The organism is Streptomyces sp. enrichment culture (genome assembly GCF_964272895.1).
Classification (GTDB): Bacteria; Actinomycetota; Actinomycetes; order Streptomycetales; family Streptomycetaceae; genus Streptomyces.
Genome location: NZ_OZ186832.1, coordinates 421,403 through 441,717 on the forward strand (window position 1 = coordinate 421,403; position 20,315 = coordinate 441,717).

At 74.9% G+C, this 20,315-nt stretch carries 18 protein-coding genes; 6 read left to right on the forward strand and 12 right to left on the reverse strand.

Features of this window, described 5'->3' with window-relative positions; translation table 11 throughout:
• Positions 1-27 precede the first annotated feature (27 nt).
• Positions 28-918 carry an SDR family oxidoreductase gene (locus ACSU6M_RS01860; protein ID WP_437066416.1) on the reverse strand — a complete coding sequence of 297 codons (891 nt, stop codon included), beginning with the start codon at positions 916-918 and terminating at the stop codon, positions 28-30.
• Positions 919-1,287: 369 nt separating this feature from the next.
• Here ACSU6M_RS01860 and ACSU6M_RS01865 point away from each other — a divergent pair, with 369 nt between their 5' ends.
• Positions 1,288-2,088: a VOC family protein gene (locus ACSU6M_RS01865; protein ID WP_437066418.1), complete on the forward strand. Its 801-nt coding sequence runs from the start codon at positions 1,288-1,290 to the stop codon at positions 2,086-2,088.
• A gap of 81 nt (positions 2,089-2,169) precedes the next feature.
• Here ACSU6M_RS01865 and ACSU6M_RS01870 read toward each other — a convergent pair whose 3' ends face one another.
• On the reverse strand, positions 2,170-2,613 hold the full coding sequence (locus tag ACSU6M_RS01870) for a MarR family transcriptional regulator (RefSeq protein WP_437074966.1): 444 nt from the start codon (positions 2,611-2,613) through the stop codon (positions 2,170-2,172).
• A gap of 175 nt (positions 2,614-2,788) precedes the next feature.
• Between ACSU6M_RS01870 and ACSU6M_RS01875 the strand changes: the two genes are divergently transcribed.
• From ACSU6M_RS01875 to ACSU6M_RS01885, 3 genes are all read left to right on the forward strand, one after another.
• Positions 2,789-3,166: an HGxxPAAW family protein gene (locus ACSU6M_RS01875; RefSeq protein WP_437074967.1), complete on the forward strand. Its 378-nt coding sequence runs from the start codon at positions 2,789-2,791 to the stop codon at positions 3,164-3,166.
• A gap of 303 nt (positions 3,167-3,469) precedes the next feature.
• Positions 3,470-4,663: an MAB_1171c family putative transporter gene (locus ACSU6M_RS01880; RefSeq protein ID WP_437066420.1), complete on the forward strand. Its 1,194-nt coding sequence runs from the start codon at positions 3,470-3,472 to the stop codon at positions 4,661-4,663.
• On the forward strand, positions 4,656-6,056 hold the full coding sequence (locus ACSU6M_RS01885; protein ID WP_437066421.1) for an FAD-dependent monooxygenase: 1,401 nt from the start codon (positions 4,656-4,658) through the stop codon (positions 6,054-6,056). The genes ACSU6M_RS01880 and ACSU6M_RS01885 overlap by 8 nt, the downstream gene beginning before the upstream one ends.
• Positions 6,057-6,095: 39 nt before the next feature.
• Here ACSU6M_RS01885 and ACSU6M_RS01890 read toward each other — a convergent pair whose 3' ends face one another.
• Positions 6,096-6,707 carry a toxin gene (locus tag ACSU6M_RS01890; RefSeq protein WP_437066422.1) on the reverse strand — a complete coding sequence of 204 codons (612 nt, stop codon included), beginning with the start codon at positions 6,705-6,707 and terminating at the stop codon, positions 6,096-6,098.
• Positions 6,708-7,839: 1,132 nt separating this feature from the next.
• Here ACSU6M_RS01890 and ACSU6M_RS01895 point away from each other — a divergent pair.
• On the forward strand, positions 7,840-9,408 hold the full coding sequence (locus ACSU6M_RS01895; RefSeq protein WP_437066423.1) for a pectate lyase family protein: 1,569 nt from the start codon (positions 7,840-7,842) through the stop codon (positions 9,406-9,408).
• A 33-nt stretch (positions 9,409-9,441) separates the two neighbouring features.
• Here the strand turns inward: ACSU6M_RS01895 and ACSU6M_RS01900 are convergent, their stop codons facing one another.
• The gene (locus tag ACSU6M_RS01900) at positions 9,442-9,900 is read right to left on the reverse strand and encodes a MarR family transcriptional regulator (protein ID WP_437066425.1); all 459 of its coding nucleotides are present in this window, start codon (positions 9,898-9,900) and stop codon (positions 9,442-9,444) included.
• 136 nt (positions 9,901-10,036) lie between these two features.
• Here ACSU6M_RS01900 and ACSU6M_RS01905 point away from each other — a divergent pair, with 136 nt between their 5' ends.
• A complete protein-coding gene (locus ACSU6M_RS01905; RefSeq protein ID WP_437066427.1) occupies positions 10,037-10,981 on the forward strand; it encodes a GNAT family N-acetyltransferase in 945 nt (314 codons plus the stop codon).
• 6 nt (positions 10,982-10,987) lie between these two features.
• Here the strand turns inward: ACSU6M_RS01905 and ACSU6M_RS01910 are convergent, their stop codons facing one another.
• The 8 genes from ACSU6M_RS01910 to ACSU6M_RS01945 all read right to left on the reverse strand — a co-directional run bounded on the left by ACSU6M_RS01910 (position 10,988) and on the right by ACSU6M_RS01945 (position 20,302).
• Positions 10,988-12,724, reverse strand: a complete 1,737-nt coding sequence (locus ACSU6M_RS01910) for an ABC transporter ATP-binding protein (RefSeq protein ID WP_437066429.1) — start codon at positions 12,722-12,724, stop codon at positions 10,988-10,990.
• Positions 12,721-14,454: an ABC transporter ATP-binding protein/permease gene (locus ACSU6M_RS01915; protein ID WP_437066431.1), complete on the reverse strand. Its 1,734-nt coding sequence runs from the start codon at positions 14,452-14,454 to the stop codon at positions 12,721-12,723. Before ACSU6M_RS01915 ends, ACSU6M_RS01910 begins: the two co-directional genes overlap by 4 nt.
• Positions 14,451-15,518: a SagB/ThcOx family dehydrogenase gene (locus ACSU6M_RS01920; protein ID WP_437066432.1), complete on the reverse strand. Its 1,068-nt coding sequence runs from the start codon at positions 15,516-15,518 to the stop codon at positions 14,451-14,453. Before ACSU6M_RS01920 ends, ACSU6M_RS01915 begins: the two co-directional genes overlap by 4 nt.
• Positions 15,519-15,529: 11 nt before the next feature.
• Positions 15,530-16,909: a YcaO-like family protein gene (locus ACSU6M_RS01925; protein WP_437066433.1), complete on the reverse strand. Its 1,380-nt coding sequence runs from the start codon at positions 16,907-16,909 to the stop codon at positions 15,530-15,532.
• Positions 16,906-18,387: a CocE/NonD family hydrolase gene (locus ACSU6M_RS01930; RefSeq protein WP_437066434.1), complete on the reverse strand. Its 1,482-nt coding sequence runs from the start codon at positions 18,385-18,387 to the stop codon at positions 16,906-16,908. Before ACSU6M_RS01930 ends, ACSU6M_RS01925 begins: the two co-directional genes overlap by 4 nt.
• Complete coding sequence (locus tag ACSU6M_RS01935) at positions 18,384-19,211, reverse strand: hypothetical protein (RefSeq protein WP_437066435.1); 828 nt, start codon at positions 19,209-19,211, stop codon at positions 18,384-18,386. Before ACSU6M_RS01935 ends, ACSU6M_RS01930 begins: the two co-directional genes overlap by 4 nt.
• A gap of 88 nt (positions 19,212-19,299) precedes the next feature.
• The gene (gene amiA / locus ACSU6M_RS01940) at positions 19,300-19,413 is read right to left on the reverse strand and encodes a streptamidine family RiPP (RefSeq protein WP_437066436.1); all 114 of its coding nucleotides are present in this window, start codon (positions 19,411-19,413) and stop codon (positions 19,300-19,302) included.
• A gap of 58 nt (positions 19,414-19,471) precedes the next feature.
• A complete protein-coding gene (locus tag ACSU6M_RS01945) occupies positions 19,472-20,302 on the reverse strand; it encodes an ABC transporter ATP-binding protein (RefSeq protein WP_437066438.1) in 831 nt (276 codons plus the stop codon).
• Between the last annotated feature and the right edge of the window lie 13 nt (positions 20,303-20,315).

Sequence of the window (20,315 nt, forward strand, 5' to 3'; positions counted from 1 at the left end):
GTCGAACGCCCGCGCGAGCCACAGGGGTCAGGGCAGCGGGGTGCCGCCGGTGGCGTTGAGGATCTCGCCCGTGATGAAGCTGGCTTCCTGGGAGGCGAGATAGACGTAGGCCGGGGCCAGTTCGGCGGGCTGGGCCGGGCGGCCCATGGGGCTCTGCTTGCCGAACTCCGCGGTGTCGGGGAGCGTCGCGGGGATCAGCGGGGTCCACACCGGGCCCGGTGCGACCGCGTTCACCCGGATGCCGCGGTCGACGAGCATCTGGGCGAGGCCCTGCGTGAAGGTGACGATCGCGCCCTTGGTGGTCGCGTAGTCCAGCAGGTGCGGGCTGGGCTGGTATGCCTGCACGGACGTGGTGTTGATGACGCTGCCGCCCTCCGGGATGTGCGGTACGGCGAACTTGGTCAGCCAGAACATGCCGTAGAGGTTGGTGCGCATCACGCGGTCGAACTGCTCGGTGGTGATCGCCTCGATGCCGTCCGGCTGGGACATCTGGTAGGCGGCGTTGTTGACCAGGACGTCGATCCGCCCGAACTCCGCGACCGCCCGTTCGATCAGCGCCCGGCAGTTGTCCTCCTCGCGGATGTCGCAGGGCACCGCGACCGCCTTGCGTCCGGCGTCCTCGACGAGCCGGGCGGTCTCGCGGGCCTCGCCCTCCTCCTCCGCCAGGTGGGTGAAGAGCACATCGGCGCCCTCGCGGGCGTAGGCCAGGGCGACCGCCCGTCCGATGCCGGAGTCACCGCCGGTGATGACGGTGGCGCGGCCCTCCAGGCGGCCGGAGCCGCGGTAGGAGTCCTCGCCGTGGTCCGGCGGCGGGTCCATCGGGCCGGTCCATCCGGGATGCGGCTGGTCCTGCGCGGGGAAGTCGGGGCGCGGGTGCTGCGTCGTCGGGTCCTGCTGGTTGCGCTGGGCGTCGGTCACGTCGGCCTCCTGACCTGGGGTGCTGGTCGGACAGCCACCGGGTTCCCGGGCGGCGGCGCCCGAAAAGCGGTGGTGGCGGGGGCGCCTGGCGGCCGGTGGGGCGAGGGGGACCGCGACTCCCCGGGGCACGGCACCTCCCCGGAGCTCACGGCACCCTCCGGGGGCTGACCGCCGCCGGTGGGGCGAAGGCGCCCGCTTGCCAGTCTGGTCGAGGCTCCCGGCCGCCGCCCGCCGGACGGCTCCGCCCGTGTCGCCGGGCGTCCGTGTCGCCAGGCGTCCGTGTCGCCGGGCGTCCGGCCCGGAGCGATGATTTTCGGGGGCGGGCGGGGTCCACCGTTCAGCACGCGCACCACAGCGAAGGGAATCCTCATGATCACCACCGACTGCGCCCCCGGCACTCCCTGCTGGCTCGATCTCGGCGCCCCCGACGTGCCGGCCGCGGCGGCCTTCTACGGCACCGTGCTGGGCTGGGAGTACGAGTCCATGGGCGACGGCGAGGACATGGAAGGCGGGATGTTCCGCAAGGACGGCAAGCTCGTCGCGGGGCTCGGCAAGCTCACCGAGCAGGGCGCCCGCTCGGCCTGGATGATCTACTACGCCGTCACCGACGCGGACGCCACGACCCGCGCGGTCGAGCAGGCGGGCGGCAGCGTCCGGGTGCCGCCGACGGACCTCGACGAGTGGGGCCGGATGGCCCAGTTCAGCGACCCCCTCGGCGGCCAGTTCGCCGTCTGGCAGCCCGGCTCGCACAGGGGCGCCGAACTCTTCGACGCACCCGGCGCACTGTCCTGGACCGAGCTCTACACCCCGGACGCCGCGGGTGCGAAGAAGTTCTACGGCGACGTCTTCGGCTGGACCTACAGCGACATGGAGCTGCCCGGCGGTGGCGGCACCTACTCCCTGGTCACCCCGGCCGGGCTGCCGGAGGAGCGGATGCAGGGCGGCATCATGAACCTGCCCGCGGAGCAGCTGACCCTGACGCGCGGGCGGCCCTACTGGCACCCCGTGTTCGACGTCGACGACTGCGACGCGGCGGTCCTCCGCGTCACGGAGAACGGGGGCAGCGTGCAGATGGGGCCGGAGGACGCCGAGGACGTGGGCCGCCTCGCCGTGTGCGTGGACCCCTCGGGCGCCGACTTCGTGCTCCTCACCCCGTCCGGGAAGTCCTGACCCGACGACACCCGCACGGCCCGGCGACGGCCCACCGACAGGCTCGGTGGGCCGTCGCCGCGTCTGCCGCGCCCGGCGCGGTCAGCCGCCGTCCTCGCGGATCTGCTCCAGGGCCTCCAGAAGCAGGCCCCGGGCACGGGTGAACCAGTCGGCCAGGACGGCGATCTCATCGGCGTCGTAGTCGGCGAACAGCGCGGACAGGCGTTCGTAGACGGGGCCGTAGACCTCAAGGATGCGCGCCTGGGCGTCCTCCTCCATCACGACCAGGACGCGCCGGCGGTCGTGAGGGTCGGCCTGCCGCCGGACGTAGCCCGCCTTCTCCAGGCGGTTGAGGACGCCGGTGACCGCTCCGGTCGTCAGCCTGGCCCGTTCGGCGAGGTCGCCGGCCACGAGGGCGTCACCGGCCATCGACGCCTCGATGAGGAATCCCAGACAGGTGAGGTCCGTGGCGTTGAGGCCAAGGCCGCGGGCGATGTCCTGCTGCCCGAAATGTGCCGTCGCGATCATCCGGTCCATGGCGAACATCGCCTGGTCCACGGTCGCGGCCGGGCGCGTCTTGCCTTGCCCCACAGCATCCCCTTAGCATCTAAGTATCTTAGCTCGTGAGATAAAACTTCTCCGAGCGGGCTCTGACCTGCCCTCTCAGGATCCCACCGCCAAGGAGACATCCGTGTTCCTGCATGGAGACGACGACCACGACATGGGGCACACCCTCGCGGGCTGGACCGGAACGGCCCTCGCGTCGGTGGGCTTCACCCTGTGCGGCCTCGCCGTCGTCGCCACCTCCGGCCTCCTCGCGCTGGCGGGCGCCGCCGTCCTCCTGCTGGCGCTGCTCACCACCTGGCTGCTGCATCTGGCCGGCTGGGGCAAGCCCGGCGGACCGCGGCCGGCGGGCCTGCGGCACTGGCGTGCCAAGGACCCCACCGCCCGCGCGGGCCACACGGACTGCCTGGGCTGCCGCCTCGCGGGGCGGTCCGGGAGGACGGCGGCCGCCGGCACCCCTGCGCTCCCGCTCCCGTCGCGGCCCTCGCACGGCGATACGCCGGCCTTGGAGCCGTATGCCGTGTCCGAGCCGTGAGCGAACAGGTCCACCGCCGGCGCGGTGGGCGGGGTCGACGGCCGGGTGGGCGGACGACCGTCGCCGGGGTGGGTCTGCGGCCGGTCCGCGCCCCCGGTGCCTCCAAGGAGGTGACGCACGGGGTGCTGTCCGAGCGGACGTGTGCGGAGCGATCATTGAGGGGTGGTCGCGGGGACGCGTAGGGTGCGAGGCGCCGTACCCCCCGTCTCCAGGAGCGACACCGATGCAGCAGCAACCGACCGGCATATCGGGCCGGTTGGAGACCCCGGAGTCAGCCCCCTCGCGCCGAGGCGGTCGCGCGCGGTGAGCCGGATCGGCGAGCTCACCCCACCGTTCGCGCTGCCCACGGTGCTGCTGGTGGCCGGTCTCGGCCTCAAGTCCCCGACGATCGTGCGCTCGTGGCGGGACCCCAACGCGCGGGCGACCTGGCTGGTGCTGCTGTTCGCCTCGGCGGTGTTCCTGAGTGTGGCGCCGTCGAGCATCCGCAGGATCAACGACCTGACCGGCGTGGCGAACTTCGCGGCGCCCTGGTCGTATTCGCTGCTCACCCTGTTCTGCGCCGCCTGCCTCAACATGATCATCACCTGGCGCGAGGAGCCGACTCCCGCCCGGCGCCGCCGGATCCGGCTGGTGTGGGGGATCTATCTCGGTGCCGTCGTCGCGCTGTGGGTGACGTTCCTGATGGCCGACGTGCCCGTGGAGCGGGTGCGCGACCTGGACACGTACTACGCCAACACCCCCTGGATGCGCGAGCACATCGTGCTGTACCTGCTGGGGTATCTGGTCTGCACGCTGGTGTCGGCATGGATGATCTGGACCTGGATCGGCCGGGTGCGGGCGCGCTGGCTGAAGGCCGGGCTGGTCTTCCTCCAGGTCGGGTACGCCTTCGGGCTCTGCTACGACCTGTGCAAGCTCGTCGCCGTGATCGCCCGCTGGACGGGCACGGACTGGGACTTCCTGAGCACCTGGCTCGCCCCGCCGTTCGCCATCGTCGGCGCGTCGCTGGTGGCGACCGGCTTCATCGTGCCGGTCCTCGGCCCGTTCCTGCAGACCTGGCCCCGCGAGCAGGCCACGTACTGGATCCTCGGGCCGCTGAAGAAGCAGCTCCGGCAGGTGGCGCCCTCGACCGCCAAGGCCCGGGTCAGCCGGTTCGCGCCGCTCGACCTGCGGCTGGTCAAGCGGCAGCAGCAGATCCACGACGGACTGCTGCGCCTGGCCCCGTACTTCGACCACGCCCTGTACCGGCGGGCCTACGAGGCGGCCGCCGCCGAGCACCGGGAGCCGACCGCGCGCGGCATCGCCGGTGTCATCGCGCTGCGCGGCGCCCTGACCGCGTACGCCGAGGGCACCCCCCGCGCTCGGGGAGAGCAGCCCGCGCAGATCGGACGCGAGGTCACCGACCATCTCACCGCCATCGCCAGAGCCCTGTACCGGCCCCGCCTCGTGGAGAGCGTCCGCCGGCGGGCGAGCACAGAAAGCGTCACCTCAGATGTCTGACAGACCGATACAGCGCCGGCCCACCGCGGTGGTCGTCGGCGCCAGTGCCGCGGGGCTCTTCGCGGCCACCGCCCTGGCCGAGTTCGCCGATGTCACGGTCCTCGAACGCGACCGCCTCCCGCAGGGTCCGGAACCCCGCCGCGGGGTGCCCCAGGCGCTCCACGCCCATCTGCTGTGGAGCGGCGGGGTGGCGGCCTTCGACGAACTGCTGCCCGGAGTGATCGACGAGGCCGTGGCCCGCGGGGCCCGGCTGGTCCACATCATGGGCGACATGGTCAGCCGCGCCCCCAACGAGGTGTGGTTCCGGCGCTTCACCGCCACCCGCCACCGCAACCTGGTGTGCACCCGCCCCCTGCTGGACCACGTCCTCGCCACCCGCGCCCTGTCCGATCCCCGCATCACCCTGCGGGAGCGGACCACGGCCACCGGGCTCGACGGCTCCGCCGCCCGGATCTCCGGCGTCCGGCTGCGCTCCGGGGACCAGGAGGAGGTGCTGCGCGCCGACCTCGTGGTGGACGCCTCCGGCCGCGGCTCGCGCACCGCCCACTGGCTGCGGGACCTCGGGCTGCCCCAGGTCGCCGAGCGCAGGGTGGACGCCGGTGTCCGCTACGCCACCCGCCTGTACAAGGCACCCGGCGGCACCACGGCGATCGGCTTCCCGCTGGTCAATGTGCAGCCCAACTCCGCGAAGCCACCGGGCCGGGCCGGCATCATCGTGCCCGTCGAGAACGGCCAGTGGATCGTCACCCTGTCCGGCAGCCGCGGCGGCGAACCCAGCGCCGACCCCGAGCGGTTCGTCGACTTCGCCCTCGGCCTCGACGACCCGGTCATCGGCGAGCTGCTGCGGGACGCCGAGCCGCTGGGTGACGTCGTCACCAGCCGCAGCACGGCCAACCAGCGCCGCTACTACGAGAAGATGACCTCCTGGCCGGACGGCCTCGTGGTGCTCGGCGACGCCGTCGTCAGCTACAACCCGGTCTACGGGCACGGCCTCACCGTCGCCGCCCAGTGCGCCCTGGCCCTCCGCGACACCCTGCGCGCCCACGGCATCACCGAGGCGGGCACGGCACGGCGCGTCCAGCGGGCGGCCGCCGGTCCGGTCGGCGCCGCCTGGGACCTGGCCGTCGGGCAGGACATGTTCTACCCCGGCGCCTGTGACAGCCCGCCCACCGTCATGGAGCGGCTGCTCGCCCGGTACGTGGACCGCTGTGTGGAGACGGCCGCCGGCAACCCGCGCGCCCTCGGCGCCCTGCTGGACGTCATGAGCCTGAGCGCGCCGCCGACCCGGCTGTTCTCGCCCGACATGCTCCGGCCCATGCTGCTCGGCCCCCGGCGGCCCCGTCTCGACGCCGCGCCCCTGCGCGACGACGAACGCGACAGTGCCCTGGGCTGAGCCGCCCCTCCCCGCTCCGCACGCCGGGGTCCGGGCCGTTCACCTCAGGATGTGCCCGCCCCGGTGGCTGAGCGACAGGTCGATCCGGCCCTCCACGGTGGACGGAGTGACCGGGCCCTTGGCGTAGGGGCCCTTGATCCACGTACGGACCTCGCGCCCGAAGAGCAGGCCGAAGGTCTCGGCGTCCGCCTCGTGGTCGTCGCTGGAGGCGGCTCGGGCGGCGACCGCGGTCAGGGCGTCGTGCGGCACCTGCTCGGCGGCGAGGATCTGCAGGGCGGCCCGGTGCAGGGCCTCCGCCGACCCGTCGCCGGCCAGGGCACGGGCGGCGGTCGGCAGCCCGCCGAGGCCGTGGCCGCAGTCGCCCTGCTCCTCGTGCCACAACTCATGGCCCAGGATGACCAGTTGGGCCTCGGGGACGGCCCGGTCCTCGACGACGATGACGGACCGGTCCCCGCAGTCCAGGCGCAGCCCGGAGACCGGCACCTCGTCGGGGAAGGCCCGGAAGACGAGCTGGATCGGCCGGCCCCGGCGCTCGCTCATGGCCCGGCAGAACGCCTCCATGAGCACGGCCGGTTCGGCGGGCCGCTCCAGACCGCGAGCGGCCTGGCCCCCCAGGTCGGCGAGGAGGGCCTTCATCGCTCTGCTGCTCACCGGTCGGTCTCCTCCTCGGGGCCGGACGGACGGAACGACGCCCACGAGAAAGCGCCGGTCCGGGCCGGCGAGGACATGGTGCCGGCCCGGTCGTCGGCCGGGTCCGGCGGCAACCGCCGTACCGTCTCGGCGCGTTGCGTCGGTGGCTGCACCGATATGCCCCCGTCGGGTCGTCGGAACGCTGGGTGAGTGGCGTGACCCGCACCCTACGCGTACGGCCCGCAGGTCTCAACGATCAGATCGCCCCTCACAGATGAGCGGTCGGCGCCGAGCCTGCCGGAATCCGCCACACCGGGGCCCACCCTCCGCGACGACCTTCCGGGACCTTCCCCTCAAGTGGGGACAGGGCGCCCCGCAGAACGGGAAGCGGCAGTTCAACCAGGCCGTCCGGGCGAAAAGTCTCGGCCAGAAACCGAGTCCGCACCGGCGACGCCGCCGAGAGGACCGCGGCGGGCCCTGCGGCGCGGCGACGGCAGTGCCCAACGGAAGCGGAGCCGAGCGCTCCGCCGACCGGGCCCTGACTCCTCCCCCGCCCCTCCCGTCCCGGCCGCCCGCCGCATCGCCGTGCGCCAAGCCTTGCCACCGCCGCGGCCGCCCCCTATTCTCGCCGCACTGAAAGCGCTTTCTGTCGCTGTCCGCCGCGCGGAAGACCGCGTCCCCGCGGTTCGCCGACCCGGCGCAGCGGCCGCACCGAGGGGCGCCACGTCAGCGCCTCTGCTCGACCGACCGAACCGGTCCGCGCCGGGGAGGTCCACGCTCGTACGCCGGCCGGCGTGCTCCTTGCCGGCCGATCTGCCGCACGGCGGTCGGCATGCCGCACGTCGGTCGTACGCCGGCCGCACGTCGGTGGCACCCCGGCCGCACGTCGGTGGCACGCCGACCGCACGTCGGCCGACCGTCAGCGCGTAAGGCGGCACCTCGGCCTCGCGCCGAACGGAACGACAGCGCACCTCACGTACAGCACGTACAGCACACACAGCGACACCTGGCGTCCGGCATCCGGCGTCCGGCGACCGGTCGTGCGGCACCCGCATCCGCATCCGGCACCGGCACCCGGCGACCGACACCCGACATCCGACATCCGACACCCGACATCCGACATCCGACATCCGACGACGAACGGAAGGCGAAGATGAGAAGAGCCGTCTCAGTGCGACTCCACGCGACCCTGGCCGCATTGGCCGTCGCGGCCGCGACCGGCGTGGTGCTGTCGATGCCCGAGGCATCGGCGGCGACCGGCGGTGCCACCGGCTACGCGACGCAGAACGGCGGCACCACCGGCGGCGCCGGCGGGCAGACGGTCCGGGCCACCACGGGAACCGCGATCCACGCCGCCCTGTGCGGCCGCGCCAGCAGCAGCACCCCGATCACCATCCAGGTCGAGGGCACCATCAACCACGCCAACACCCGCAAGGTGTCCGGCCCGAGCTGCAACACGGCCGACGGCGTCATCGAGCTGAAGCAGATCAGCAATGTCACGCTCGTCGGTGTCGGCAGCGGTGCCGTCTTCGACCAAGTGGGCATCCACATCCGCGAGTCACGCAACATCATCATCCAGAACGTGACCGTCCGGAACGTCAAGAAGTCCGGCTCCCCCACCTCCAACGGCGGTGACGCCATCGGCATGGAGAGCGGCGTGCGCAACGTCTGGGTCGACCATGTCACCCTGGAGGCGTCGGGCGGGGAGTCGGAGGGCTACGACGGCCTGTTCGACATGAAGGACAACACCCAGTTCGTGACGCTGTCCTACAGCATCCTGCGCAACTCGGGCCGCGGCGGCCTCGTCGGGTCCAGCGAGAGCGACCTGTCCAACGGGTACGTCACCTACCACCACAACCTGTACCAGAACATCGACTCCCGCGCCCCTCTGCTGCGCGGCGGCGTCGGGCACATGTACAACAACCACTACGTCAGCCTCAACGAGTCGGGCATCAACTCCCGTGCGGGCGCCCGCGCCAGGGTCGACAACAACTACTTCGAGGACTCCAAGGACGTCCTGGGCACCTTCTACACCGACGCGGCCGGCTACTGGCAGGTCGGCGGCAACGTCTTCGACAACGTGACCTGGTCGAGCCCCGGCACCGACTACAAGCCGGCCGGCCCCGACCCCCGGTCCACCACGACCGTCGGCATCCCCTACGCCTACCGCCTCGACGCCGCCTCCTGCGTCCCGGCCGTCGTGAGCCAGACGGCGGGCGCCGACAAGGGCCTGCGGGTGTCGGACGGCAACTGCACCCCGCAGACCCCGACCCCGACCCCGACCACCCCCACGCCGACTCCGACCCCCACACCCACCCCGACCCCGACGCCCACCCCCACGCCCACGCAGCCCGGCGGCACCAATCTCAGCATCGGCGCCGGGTCCGACGGCTCCAGCAAGGCCGACGGGACGAGCTACGGCCATGTGCGGGACGGCGACATGAGCACCTACTGGTCGCCGGCCGGCACGACCGGCGCCGTGTCCGTGAAGTGGGCCTCGCCCACCACCGTCTCGCTGCTCGCCATCCGTGAGGCGTCCGGCGCGGTCGGCCGGATCGGCGGCTGGAAGGTCGTCAACGCCGACACCGGTGCCGTCCTGGCCACCGGCAGCGGCGCGGGCGTCATCGACATCCCCACGACCACCCTCAACAAGATCACCTTCGAGATCACCGGCGCCACGGGCACCCCCCAGGTCGCCGAGTACGAGACCTACGCCGGTTAGCGGCACGCACGGCACGGGCGCGCGGCGGCCGGCTCAGTCGGGCAGGTCGCCGTCGCCGCCCAGGTTGGCGACGATACGGCGCAGGACGTTGATCGTCGTCACGAAGTCGGCCGTGCCGATGCCCTCGCGCATCTGCCGGTGCACCTCCGCGTTGCGCTCCCGCGCCCGTACCCGGCCCGCCTCTCCCGCCTCGGTCAGCGTCATGACACCCGCCTCCTCGGTCATCCACCCGCGCGCGAGGAGGTCGTCGAAGACGGCGTCGAAGTCGAGCCCCAGGTCCTCGTACTTCGCGAGCCGTGCCACCAGCGCCGCCCGCGTCCACCTCCCCGGATCCCGCGCGACATGGTTGAGCGTCCACCAGTGCGGCTGGGTCAGGTCCTCCACCGCCAGCCGCCCGCGCAGCGCGCCGACGACCAGCCGGTACGCCTGGCCGGTCCACGCCCCGATGGGCTGGGCGGCCAGTTCCTCCTGCGAGTACTCCTTGAGCTGCATGTCTTTCGCGCTCCCTTCGAGCGATCTCCGGAACGCGATCACCGTAGAACCTCAACTCCGCTTGACATCAAGCCCGTTGTGCCGCGGCCGGAAAAACCGCTTGCGGCTGAGCGCCGTTCACCGGAAGGTCTCGACGGTGAACACGGACAACCTGACGATCCGTCCGATCAGCGGCCCCGAAGAGCTCGGTCTCTTCCGCCGGCTGACCTACCTCCTCGACGACGAGCTCGCCGACGACCTGGCCGAGGGCCGCCGCCGCCCGCCGTGGATGTGGCTGGCGCTGCTGGGCGACCGCCCGCTGGCCCGGCTGGCGTGGTGGAGCCGGCCGGCGAAGCGCGTGCCCGACCTCCTCGACATCCTGGACGTCGACGACACCCTCCCCGCCGCCGAGCGGGTGGAGATCGGCGTACGGCTGCTGCGCACCGCCATGGCCGCCACGCTCCCCGAGGGTGCGACCCCGCCCGAGTACGGGCGCTACATCCCGCCCGACTGGCGTGACCGGGAGGACACCCGGGCCGTCGTCGAGGACCGTATGACGATCGTGGAGCGCACCGGCGCCAAGCTGTTCGTGGAGCGGCTGCGTCTGGAGTGGCGGCCCGGCACGGCGATCCCGGAGCCCAGCGGGCGCCTGGAGTTCCGGCCGCCGCGCGACCGCGAGGAACTGCTCGCCCTCATGACCGAGGTCCTGGACGGCACGCTGGACGCGCACAGCCGCGACGACCTGACGCGCATGACCGCCGAGGCCGCCGCGGTCAAGCACTACGAGGACGAACTCGCCCGCTACACCAGCCCGCGGGACTGGTGGCGCGTGGCGGTGCTGCCCGACGGGCGGCCCGCCGGATTCGTGCTGCCCGCGCACAACGGCTACAACCCGATCATCGCGTACCTGGCCGTCCTCCCGGGGCATCGCGGCAACGGCTACATCGACGACATCCTCGCCGAGGGCACCCGTGTCCTCGCCGGACAGGACGTCCCCCGTATCCGCGCGTCCACGGATCTGGGCAACGTGCCCATGGCGCGGGCCTTCCAGCGGGGCGGGTACGTCGACTTCGGGCGCGAGATCAACATGACCTGGAGCTGACGCCGGTCAGCGGGGCGTCACGGCCAGGACGCGGTTCAGGGCGCCGTCGGGGCGGGCGGTCAGCTCCTCCCAGGTGCCCTGTTCGGCGATGCGGCCCGCCTCCAGGACGGCGATGCGGTCGGCCCGGCGGATGGTGGCGGGGCGGTGGGCGATGACGATCGTGGTGCGGTGGGGGTGGGCGAGCGCGGCGGCGAGCTGGGCGTCGCCCGCGTTGTCGAGGTGGGCGGTGGTCTCGTCCAGGACGAGGACGCGGGGGCGGGCCAGCAGGGCGCGGGCGAGGGCGATACGGGCGCGCTGACCGCCGGAGAGGGTGGCGCCGCGCTCACCGACCTGGGTGTCCAGGGGGGCGATGCGGTCGACGCCGCACAACCGGGCCGTCTCGGCGAGGAGTCGGCCGTCCGCGTCGGGGGCGGCCAGGCGCAGGTTCTCGGCGAGGGTGCCGTGGAACAGGGGCGTGTCCTGGCCCACCACGGCGACGGCGCCGCGGAGTTCGGCGTCGGCCAGGTCCCGCAGGTCGACGGGTTCGCCGTCGGCGGGCAGCAGTTGGACCGCGCCGCGGGCGGGGTCCCAGAACCGGGCCAGCAGATGGGCGCAGGTGGACTTGCCGGCCCCGGAGACCCCGACCAGGGCGAGGGTGCGGCCGGCGGGGACGGTCAGGTCGAGGTCGTCCAGGACCGGGCGGCCGCCGTAGTCGAAGCCCACACCGTGCAGCCGGACGCCCAGCGGGCCGGGGGGAAGGGGGCGGGGGTCGGCGGGCGACGGGGCGAGGGCCGGGGCCTTCAGGGCGGCGTCCACCCGCGTGGCGGCGGCGCGCAGGCCCATGGCCTGGCTGAGGGAGCGGGCCGATTCGGCGACCGGTCCCAGCACCGACAGGGCGAGGGTCATCGCCGCGGGCGCCCAGGCGCCGTGCAGCCGCCCGGAGGTGACGGAGTGCGCGGCGGTCGCCACCGCACCGAGCACGGCGGCCACGATCAGCAGGTCGCGCACGGCGGCGGCGGTCGCCTCCCAGCCGGCCTCGGCCCGCTGTGCGGCGCCCAGTTCGCGGCCCTGTGCGGCGATCCGGCGGCGCCGCTCGGCGAGGGCGCCGAAGGCGAGCAGGTCGCGCAGGCCGTCCACGGCCTCCACGGTGTCCGCCGACAGCTTCGCCGCGGCGGTCCGGGTGCGGGCCCCGCGTGCGGCGCGCACCCGCGCGTCGGCGAACGGCGCCGCCCCGAGCAGCGCGGCCACCGGCAGCACCACCGCCAGCAGCCACACCTCCAGCTGGGCCAGCACGACGGCCACTGCGGCGAACACCGCGCCGGAGGCGAGGAACTGGGCGGTGGTGTGCGCGTAGAAGAACTCCAGCGCCTCCACGTCCGCCATCGCCGTCGCGGCGAGGTCCCCGCTGCGGCGCCCGGCGACGCGGGCGGGAGCGCTGCGGGCAAGCCCGTCGAAGATCCGCACCCGCAGCGCGGCCAGCACCCGGTAGGCGAGGTCGTGCGAGAGGTCCATCTCCCGCCAGGTGGCCAGGGCCCGCACCAGGACCAGGACGGCCAGCAGGGCGGTCGTTCCGGCGGCGGGCGCCCGTCCGTCGATCACCGCGGTGCCGACGGTGTGCGCGGCCAGCGTCAGCAGGATCACCAGCGACGCCTGCTCGACCACCGCCGCGGCGCAGGTGCGGGCCATCAGCGACCGGTGCCCGGCCAGGGCGGGCAGCAGGGCGCGCAGCGCGCCCCGGCGCGGCAGGTCCACCGTGCTGCTCATGCGGCGAGTCCTCCTTCGTAGGCGTGCCCGGCGCGGACGAGTTCGGCGTACACGCCCCCCGCCTCGACGAGGGCGGTGTGGTCGCCGACCGCGTCCACCCGTCCCGCGTCCAGGACGACGATGCGGTCGGCGTGGCGTACCGCGGCGAGCCGGTGGGCGACCACCAGCACGGTCCGGTCGCCGACGGCGGCGGGCAGGTCGCGGACGATGTCCGCCTCGCGGCGCTCGTCGACGGAGCTGGTGGCCTCGTCCAGGACGAGCACCGGGGCGTCGGCCAGCAGGGCACGGGCCAGGGCGAGGCGCTGGCGCTGACCGCCGGAGAGGGTGGCCCCGCGCTCGCCGACGAGGGTGGCGTAGCCGTCGGGCAGCGCGGCGATCTCGTCGTGGACGCCGGCCGTGCGGGCCGCGCGGACCAGGTCGTCGTCCGTGGCGTCCGGGCGGGCCAGGCGGAGGTTGTCGGCGATGCTGGCGTGGAAGAGGTAGGTCTCCTGTGAGACGACGGCGATGCCGCGGCGCAGCGAGTCCAGGGTGTAAGCGGACACGTCCCGGCCGCCGACGGTGACCCGGCCCGCGTGCGGGTCGTGGTGGCGCAGGAGCAGGGCGAGCAGCGTGGACTTGCCGGCGCCGGAGGGGCCGACGACCGCGGTGGTGCGGCCGGCCTCGGCGGTGAAGGTGACGCCCTTCAGCGCGGGTGCGTCGCCGTACGCGAACTCCACTGCCTCGAAGGTGATCCGGGGAGGCGTCGGCCAGTCGGCCCGTACCGTGCCCGTGTCGGCGACGGCGGGCTCGGCGGTGCGCAGGGCCCCGAGGCCGTCGGCGGCCGAGACCCCGAGGTATCCGGCGTGCCACTCGCGGGCCAGGTCGCGCACCGGCCGGAAGCACTCGGAGGTCAGCAGCAGCACCAGGTAGGTGCCGGTCGCGGTGGTCGATCCGGTGACGGCGGACCAGCAGGCGAGCAGCGCGGCGGCGGCCGTGCCGCCCTGGATGGCCAGATCGGTGATCCCCGTGTCGACGAGCGAGATACGCAGCTTGGCGACGGTCGCCCGGTGCAGGGCCGCCGAGCGTGCCTCCAGCCGCTGCCGGGTCCGTCCGACGGCACCCGCGGCCCGGAGCGCGGGCATGCCCTGCAGTGCCTCCAGGTAGTCGGCGCCCAGGCTCTCGTAGGTGTCCCAGTGTTCCTTGCCGCGCCGGGCCATCAGCCGGTCCCAGGCGCGCGGTCCGGCGAGCGCGAGCAGCAGCGCGGGGACCAGGGCGAGCAGGGCGGCGGGTTGCAGGACGGCGAGGGTGCCGGCCAGGAGGGGCGGCACGGTGAGGGTGATCAGGAGCTGGGGCAGATAGCGGGAGACGTAGGCGTCGACGCCCTCCACGCCGTCGACGAGGGTGGTGCGCACGGCTCCGGCGCGCGCGGTGGTCAGGTGTGCGGGGCCCAACCGGCCCAGATGCGCGAGGAGTTCGTCCCGCAGGCGCACCCGCACCCGTGCTCCGGCGCGGGTGGCGGTGCGCCGCTGCCAGTGGCCGAGCCCGGCCCGTGCGGCCACGACCCCGAGCACCGCGCCGAGCAGCGCGCCCAACCGGTCGGTGGTGCCGCGCGCCACGTCGGCGAGGGCGACCGCGAGCAGCACGGCCTGCGCGAGATGGGTGAGGGTGACGGCGCCCTGGAGCAGGGCGGCCGCGAGCAGCGGGCGCCGCGCGTGGCGGGCGGCGCGGCGCAGCTCCGGGTGGACGATCACGAGGTCCCCTCCTCGGGGTGGGTGGTGCCGGGGGTCGGACGGGCCCCGAGGGCGAGGCCGTGGACGATCCAGTCCCGGCCCGGCGCGGCGCCGAGCGCGGCTCCGAGGTCCGCCCGCTGCCAGGAGCCGACGGGGCGGGCGGCCAGGCCGTGCCGCAGCGCGGTGAGATGGGCGAGGTGGACGGCGGATCCGGCCCGCAGGTGGGCCCGTCGGATCCGCGGGGCGTCGGCGTCCGCGGGACAGCCGTGGGCGAGCAGGACGGCCCCCGCCTCCGCGAGCCACGCCTGCCCGGCGGCCCACACCGCCAGCGTCGGCCGGGCCTCGCCCGCGGCGAGCCGCCGCAGGGTGCCGTCGGGGGCCTGTTCCAGCAGTCCGGGGCGCGGTCCGCCGACGGCCACGCACCAGGACAGCTCACCGCCGCCCGCCTCCACGGCGGTGGCGAGTACGGCGCACAGGGCGTCGTGCGCCGGGCGGCCCCGCAGCGGGGGCGGGGCGCTGCGGCGGTCGGGGGGCTCCTCGGCCAGGGGGCCGGGGGCGATGTGCACGGTCGCGAGCGGGTCGCCCGTACCGCCGTCCAGGTCGGCTTCCGCGCTCTCCCCCGCCGCCCGCCACACCGCGCCGGCCGCGTGGCCCGTGTCGAGCAGCAGGAGCGGCCAGGCGCGGTGGCCGTAGTGCGAGCGCGTGCGCCGGGGGGTGACGGACAGCGCCACGGCTACACCGGGCCGGGTGCCCTCGGCGACCGGGCCGAGCCGGTGGACGCGGTGGCGCAGCGGGTCGTAGCCGTAGCGCCCGGAGGGCAGGGAGCAGCCGGGGCCCACGGTGAGCGTCGTGTCGACCGGGTGCAGGGCGCCCGCCGACGCGGCGGGCCGCAGGCGTCCGGTGCCGTCCTGGGCGGCGAGGGACAGGCGCAGCAGCCGGTCGAGGTCCAGTTCGCCGGGGCGGGCCGCGGGCACCGGGTGCGCCGGGCCGGGCCAGGGGCGTACGGGTGGCCCGGCGGGGGTGTCCGGCCCCGGCGGTTCGGGGGTGCGGGCGCGGGCGAGGGCGGTGACGAGGTCGACGGTCATGGGGCTCGCCCTCACATGTGCGGCGGAGGAGCCAGCGTGAAGTCCTCCGGTGCGCTCGGGGCGGTGGTGCGCCAGCCTCGGGCGAGGGCGGCGTCCGCCAGGCGCGGGCAGCCGAAGTAGCCGAAGGCGGCGGGGGCGTTGGGCAGCAGCCCGGAGACGAGGACGCGGGCCACGCGCAGCGGTGTCTCGGCCACGTCCTCGGTGGTGACGTCGAACGTCATGAGGCGGTGCCCGCCGTCGTGCAGCGCGCGCTCCAGCCGCTCCCGGCCGCCCGGTTCGACGGCGTCGACGGGCACGACCCCGAGCGCGGGCGCGGTGAACCGGCGGGCCTCGGCGGCCATCCGCTCGTCCAGCCACACCTGCACATGCGCGCCGAGGTCCCGGACGTGCTCGAACTGTGCGCCGCAGGCGTCGAGATAGCGTCCGTCGGCACGGTGGTCCAGGTAGAGCCCGCGCGCCAGCAGCCCTGCCTCGACGGCCTGGAACACCCACCCGTCGGGCCCGGTGAGGCCCTGCGTGAAGACCCAGGTGTGGACGGCTTCGAGGACGGCCTTGCGGGCGGCCTCGGCGGGGTCGTACTTGCAGGCGAACCCGGCGGCGTGCAGTCCGCGCTCCGGGTCGCGGACGAGGGCGGCCATGCAGGGCGCGAACTCCGAGGGCATCTGGACGACATGGACCTCCAGGGAGCTGCCGGCGAGGTCGTCGGCGAGGCCGGGCACGCTCGCCGGGTCGATGCCGCGGGTGGGGCCGTCCAGGTGCCACCACAGTTCCAGCGCGTCGCGTTCGACGATCTCCAGCAGGGCGCGTTCGACGGCGTCGTCGAAGCCCTGGCCGGTGGCGATGCCGGCGTAGTTCAGGTGGTGGGTGCGCGGCAGGGAACGCAGCTCGCCCTGGCGCCAGTTGAGGTGGGTGAGGGCGACGGGCGCCCAGACCTCGGCGGACGTGCCGTCCGGCAGCCGTTCGGTGCCCCGTGTCCACAGGGCCGGGGTGTCGGCGGTGAGGGGGCGGTAGGGGAACTTCTCGCGGGCGTACTGCCAGGGGGCGTACGCGGGCAGCTCGTCCGGTCCGTACAGGCGCAGGCCCTTGGCGGTCAGCTCGGCGGCGGTGGCGCGCAGGGGGGCGTCGGGGTGGCCGGGCGGCGGGACGCGGTTGCCGCAGTAGCGTTCGATGCCCTCGGCGACGGCGGCGATCCGGGCGGTTTCGGGGTCGCCGAAGGTGGTGCCGAGGGAGACCCGGTCGGCGGGCCACAGGCCGAGTCTGCGGGCGTCGGATATCTCGGCGGTGAGCGCGGTGTAGCGGGGCGGGGCGCCCGCCGGGTGCGCCACGGGCTCGACCTTGCGGACGATGCCGCAGACGGGGTCGACCAGGGCTTCCAGCGGCAGCGGCGTCATCGGGTGATCTCCTGTGCGGGATCGACGGGTCGGGGTCGGGAGTCGAGCGCGGGCAGCAGCAGCGTCACGCTCGCGGGGTCGACGGTGCGCCGGGAGGGCAGCAGGCGGGTGGCGGTGACCGGGTCCTCGCCGGTGTGGGGGTTGCGGGCGTGGGCCGGGAAGTGGTGCCCGGCGATCTCCAGCCGCAGCCGGGTTCCCGCGGGCAGCCGCCGGGCGAGCCGGCCGAGGCCGACGGTGAACTCGGTCCGGGTGCCGGGTGGTGCGGCCCGTCGGACGACGCCCGTGGCGAGCCGCTCGGCCGCACCGGCCGGGCTGAGGGCGACGAGCCGGGCGGCCCAGTCGGCGGACGGGGTGTCGGCGGTGGCGCGCAGCCGCACCTCCGCGGGGCCGAGCAGGTCCAGCGGGCGGGGCAGGGGCGGGGTGACGAGCAGACAGCGGTCGGGCTCGGTGTCCTGCGGGACGGTCAGGTCCTCGGAGCTGACGGGGTGTTCGGGGTCGGCGGTGAAGGAGGTGCCGTGCAGGGCCCGTACGGTGACCGCGCGGGGTTCGCCCGCCGTGCCGGCCGGCGTCCACAGGGGGCTGTCGCCCAGCGCGACCGCGCCCCGGCGGCCGGGACGGAGCTCGGCGGCGAGGGCCCGCCGCGCCCAACGCGTGTACAGGTCCCCGAGGTCGAGCCGGTGCTCGGGCCGTGCGTCGGGGCCGGGGCGGGCGGTCAGGGCGTGTCCCCAGGGGCCCAGCAGGAGCCGGGCCGAGGGCCCGCCCCAGCGCTGCCACAGGGCGACGGTGTCCTCGGTGAAGTGGTCGTGGTGTCCGCCGACGGCGAGCAGCGGCACCCGGGCGTGTTCGGCCCGCTCGACGAGCAGGCCCCTGGCGCGGTGCCGCCACAGTCCCGGCCAGGAGGGCAGGGCGCGCCCGAGCCGTTCGGGCAGGGCGGTGACCGGCAGCCGGGTGAGCAGGCCGGGATCCGCGGCGAGGGCCTTCGCCAGGGCGCTGTCGTCGGAGTCCCGTCGGTCGCCGTGTGCGGCCCACCATCCGGCGCGCGCCGCCAGCCGCTCCACGCCCGAGGGTTCGCGGGCGGTGTCGGCGGCGCCCAGCGCCGGCACGGCGGCGATCACGGCGTCCGGGCGGGCGTCCTCGGGCGCGTCGAGCGCGAGGACGAGGGCGCAGTGGGCGGCGTAGGAGGCGCCGACGGCCACCAGCCGGCCGTCGCACCAGGGCTGCCGGCGCAGCCAGCGGGCGGTGGCGGTGCCGTCGGCGGCCTCGTTCTCGTAGGGCCGCCACTCCCCCGGTGACGCGTGCCGTCCCCGTACGTCCTGGGCGACGGCGGCGAATCCGCGCCGCGCCCAGCCGCGCAGTTCGGCGTGGTGCCGGCGGCGGTCGTAGGGGGTGCGGACGACGACGGCGGGGAAGGGGCCGGGGCCGTCGGGGAGCCGGAGGTCGGTGGCGAGGCCGGCGACGGTGTCGGTGGACGCCGTCATACGGGGTTCCCGGTGACGTCGGGGACCGGGAGCACCGGGTGTCCGGTGACGGTCAGGGTGCGCAGGTCGACGCGTCGCAGCCTGCGGTGCGCGGTCGGTTCGGCGCGGCCGGTGGCCCAGCGGGTGAGGTCGTCGGCGAGCAGGGCGGCCAGCAGTGCGGCCGCGGCCGGGGTGAGGTCGGCCGGGGCGCCGCAGGTGCGCGGTCCGCGCCAGTACGCGGTCAGTTCGCGGTGTGCGGGGGTGGCGGCGAGGCGCCGGGCGCGGACGTGGGCGGAGGTGACGTCGCCGGGGGCGGCGGCGAGCGGTTCGACGTATGCCTGCCATCCCTCGCGGTGGCAGCGCAGCCAGGCGACACCGTGGCGGGGCAGCCGGTCGGCGCTGTCCCACAGGCCCTCGGGCACCGGCGCGTCGAGGCACCAGACGACGGCGGCGAGGCCGGGGGCCGGTGCGGCGGCCGCTTCGGTCACCTCGTCCGCCGTGGCGGGGCGGGGTGCGGCGCCCGCGGCCCGCAGGTGCCCGGCGAGCGGTTCGGTGATCAGGGGCGCGCCGAGCAGCAGGACGTCCCGGCGCTCGGCGGGCCAGGGGGCCTGCCGTTGGGCCGGGGCGAGGTATCCGGCGTTCTCGAACGCGCCGGTGAGCCGGTCGAGTTCGGGGTCGGACCCGGCGTCGGGGCCGCTGTCCCCCGCGAGCCGCGCCAGGAGGGCGCCGGTGTCCGTGTCGCCCGTGCGGACGCTGAGGAACTCTCCGTCGGCGGTGCGGACCGCGAGGCCGCGGCCGGGCACGGCGACGACCTCGACACCGGGGGCGAGCTGACTGCGGGACACGTGGGTTCTCCTGGGGAAGGGGCCGTCGATGGCGGTGGGCCCGCCCGGAAGGCAGACGGGCGGGCCCACGGTCGAGGGAGTGCCTCGCTTACTCCTCGTTGTCGTCGAAGGGGTTCTCGACGAGGGCGTTGGAGTGGGTGGCCGAGGCGTGGGCCAGCTGGCCCGGGTCGGCGATGGGAGCGAAGATCTGCTCGTTCTCCATGAACTCTCCTTGTTCGTAAGGGAGATGCGGTGCTCGGGCGAGCCCCGCACTCCGCACTCTAATGAATATGATTTTCATATTCCAGTCCTTGCGGGGCGGGAAGAGGGTGATCCGGGTAACACACCGGCCAGCCGCCCTCCGGGTCCGGGCCCACCCGGCCGGCCACCCGCAGCACGTCCGCCAGCAGCCCCGGCGTCACCACCTCCTTCGGCGCCCCGTCGGCCACCACCCGCCCGTCGCGCAGCGCGACGATCCGCTCGGCGAACCGGGCCGCGTGGGCCAGGTCGTGCAGCACCATGACGACGGTCAGGCCACGCTCCGCCCGCAGCCGCACCACCGTCTGGAGCACGTCCAGCTGGTGGTGCAGGTCGAGATAGGTGGTCGGCTCGTCCAGCAGCAGCACCCGCGTGTCCTGCGCGAGCGCCATCGCCAGGCGCACCCGCTGCCGTTCACCCCCGGACAGCGCGTCGACGGGCCGCTCGGCCCACTCCTGCACCCCGACGTCCCGCAGGGCACGCCGTACGACGGGGTCGTCGCCCTCGCGCAGCATGCCGAGCGGGCCGCGCGCCGCGTACCGCCCCTGCCGTACGAGTTGACGTACCGTCATCCCCGGTACGGCCGGGGCGGCCTGGTGGAGCAGGGCGATGCGCCGGGCGACGGACCGCCGGGACAGCCGGGCGAGGTCGTCCCCGCCCAGCAGCACCCGGCCCTCGGCCGGTCTCAGCAGCCCGGCGGCCAGCCGCAGCAGGGTGGATTTCCCGCAGCCGTTGAGACCGATGAGGGCGGTCAGTTCACCCGGTCGTACGGTCAGGTCGACGCCGCGCAGCACGGGGCGGCCGGGATAGCCGAAGTGCACGCCCTCGACGCGTATCCCCATGGATTCGGTCATGCTCAGTCCTTCG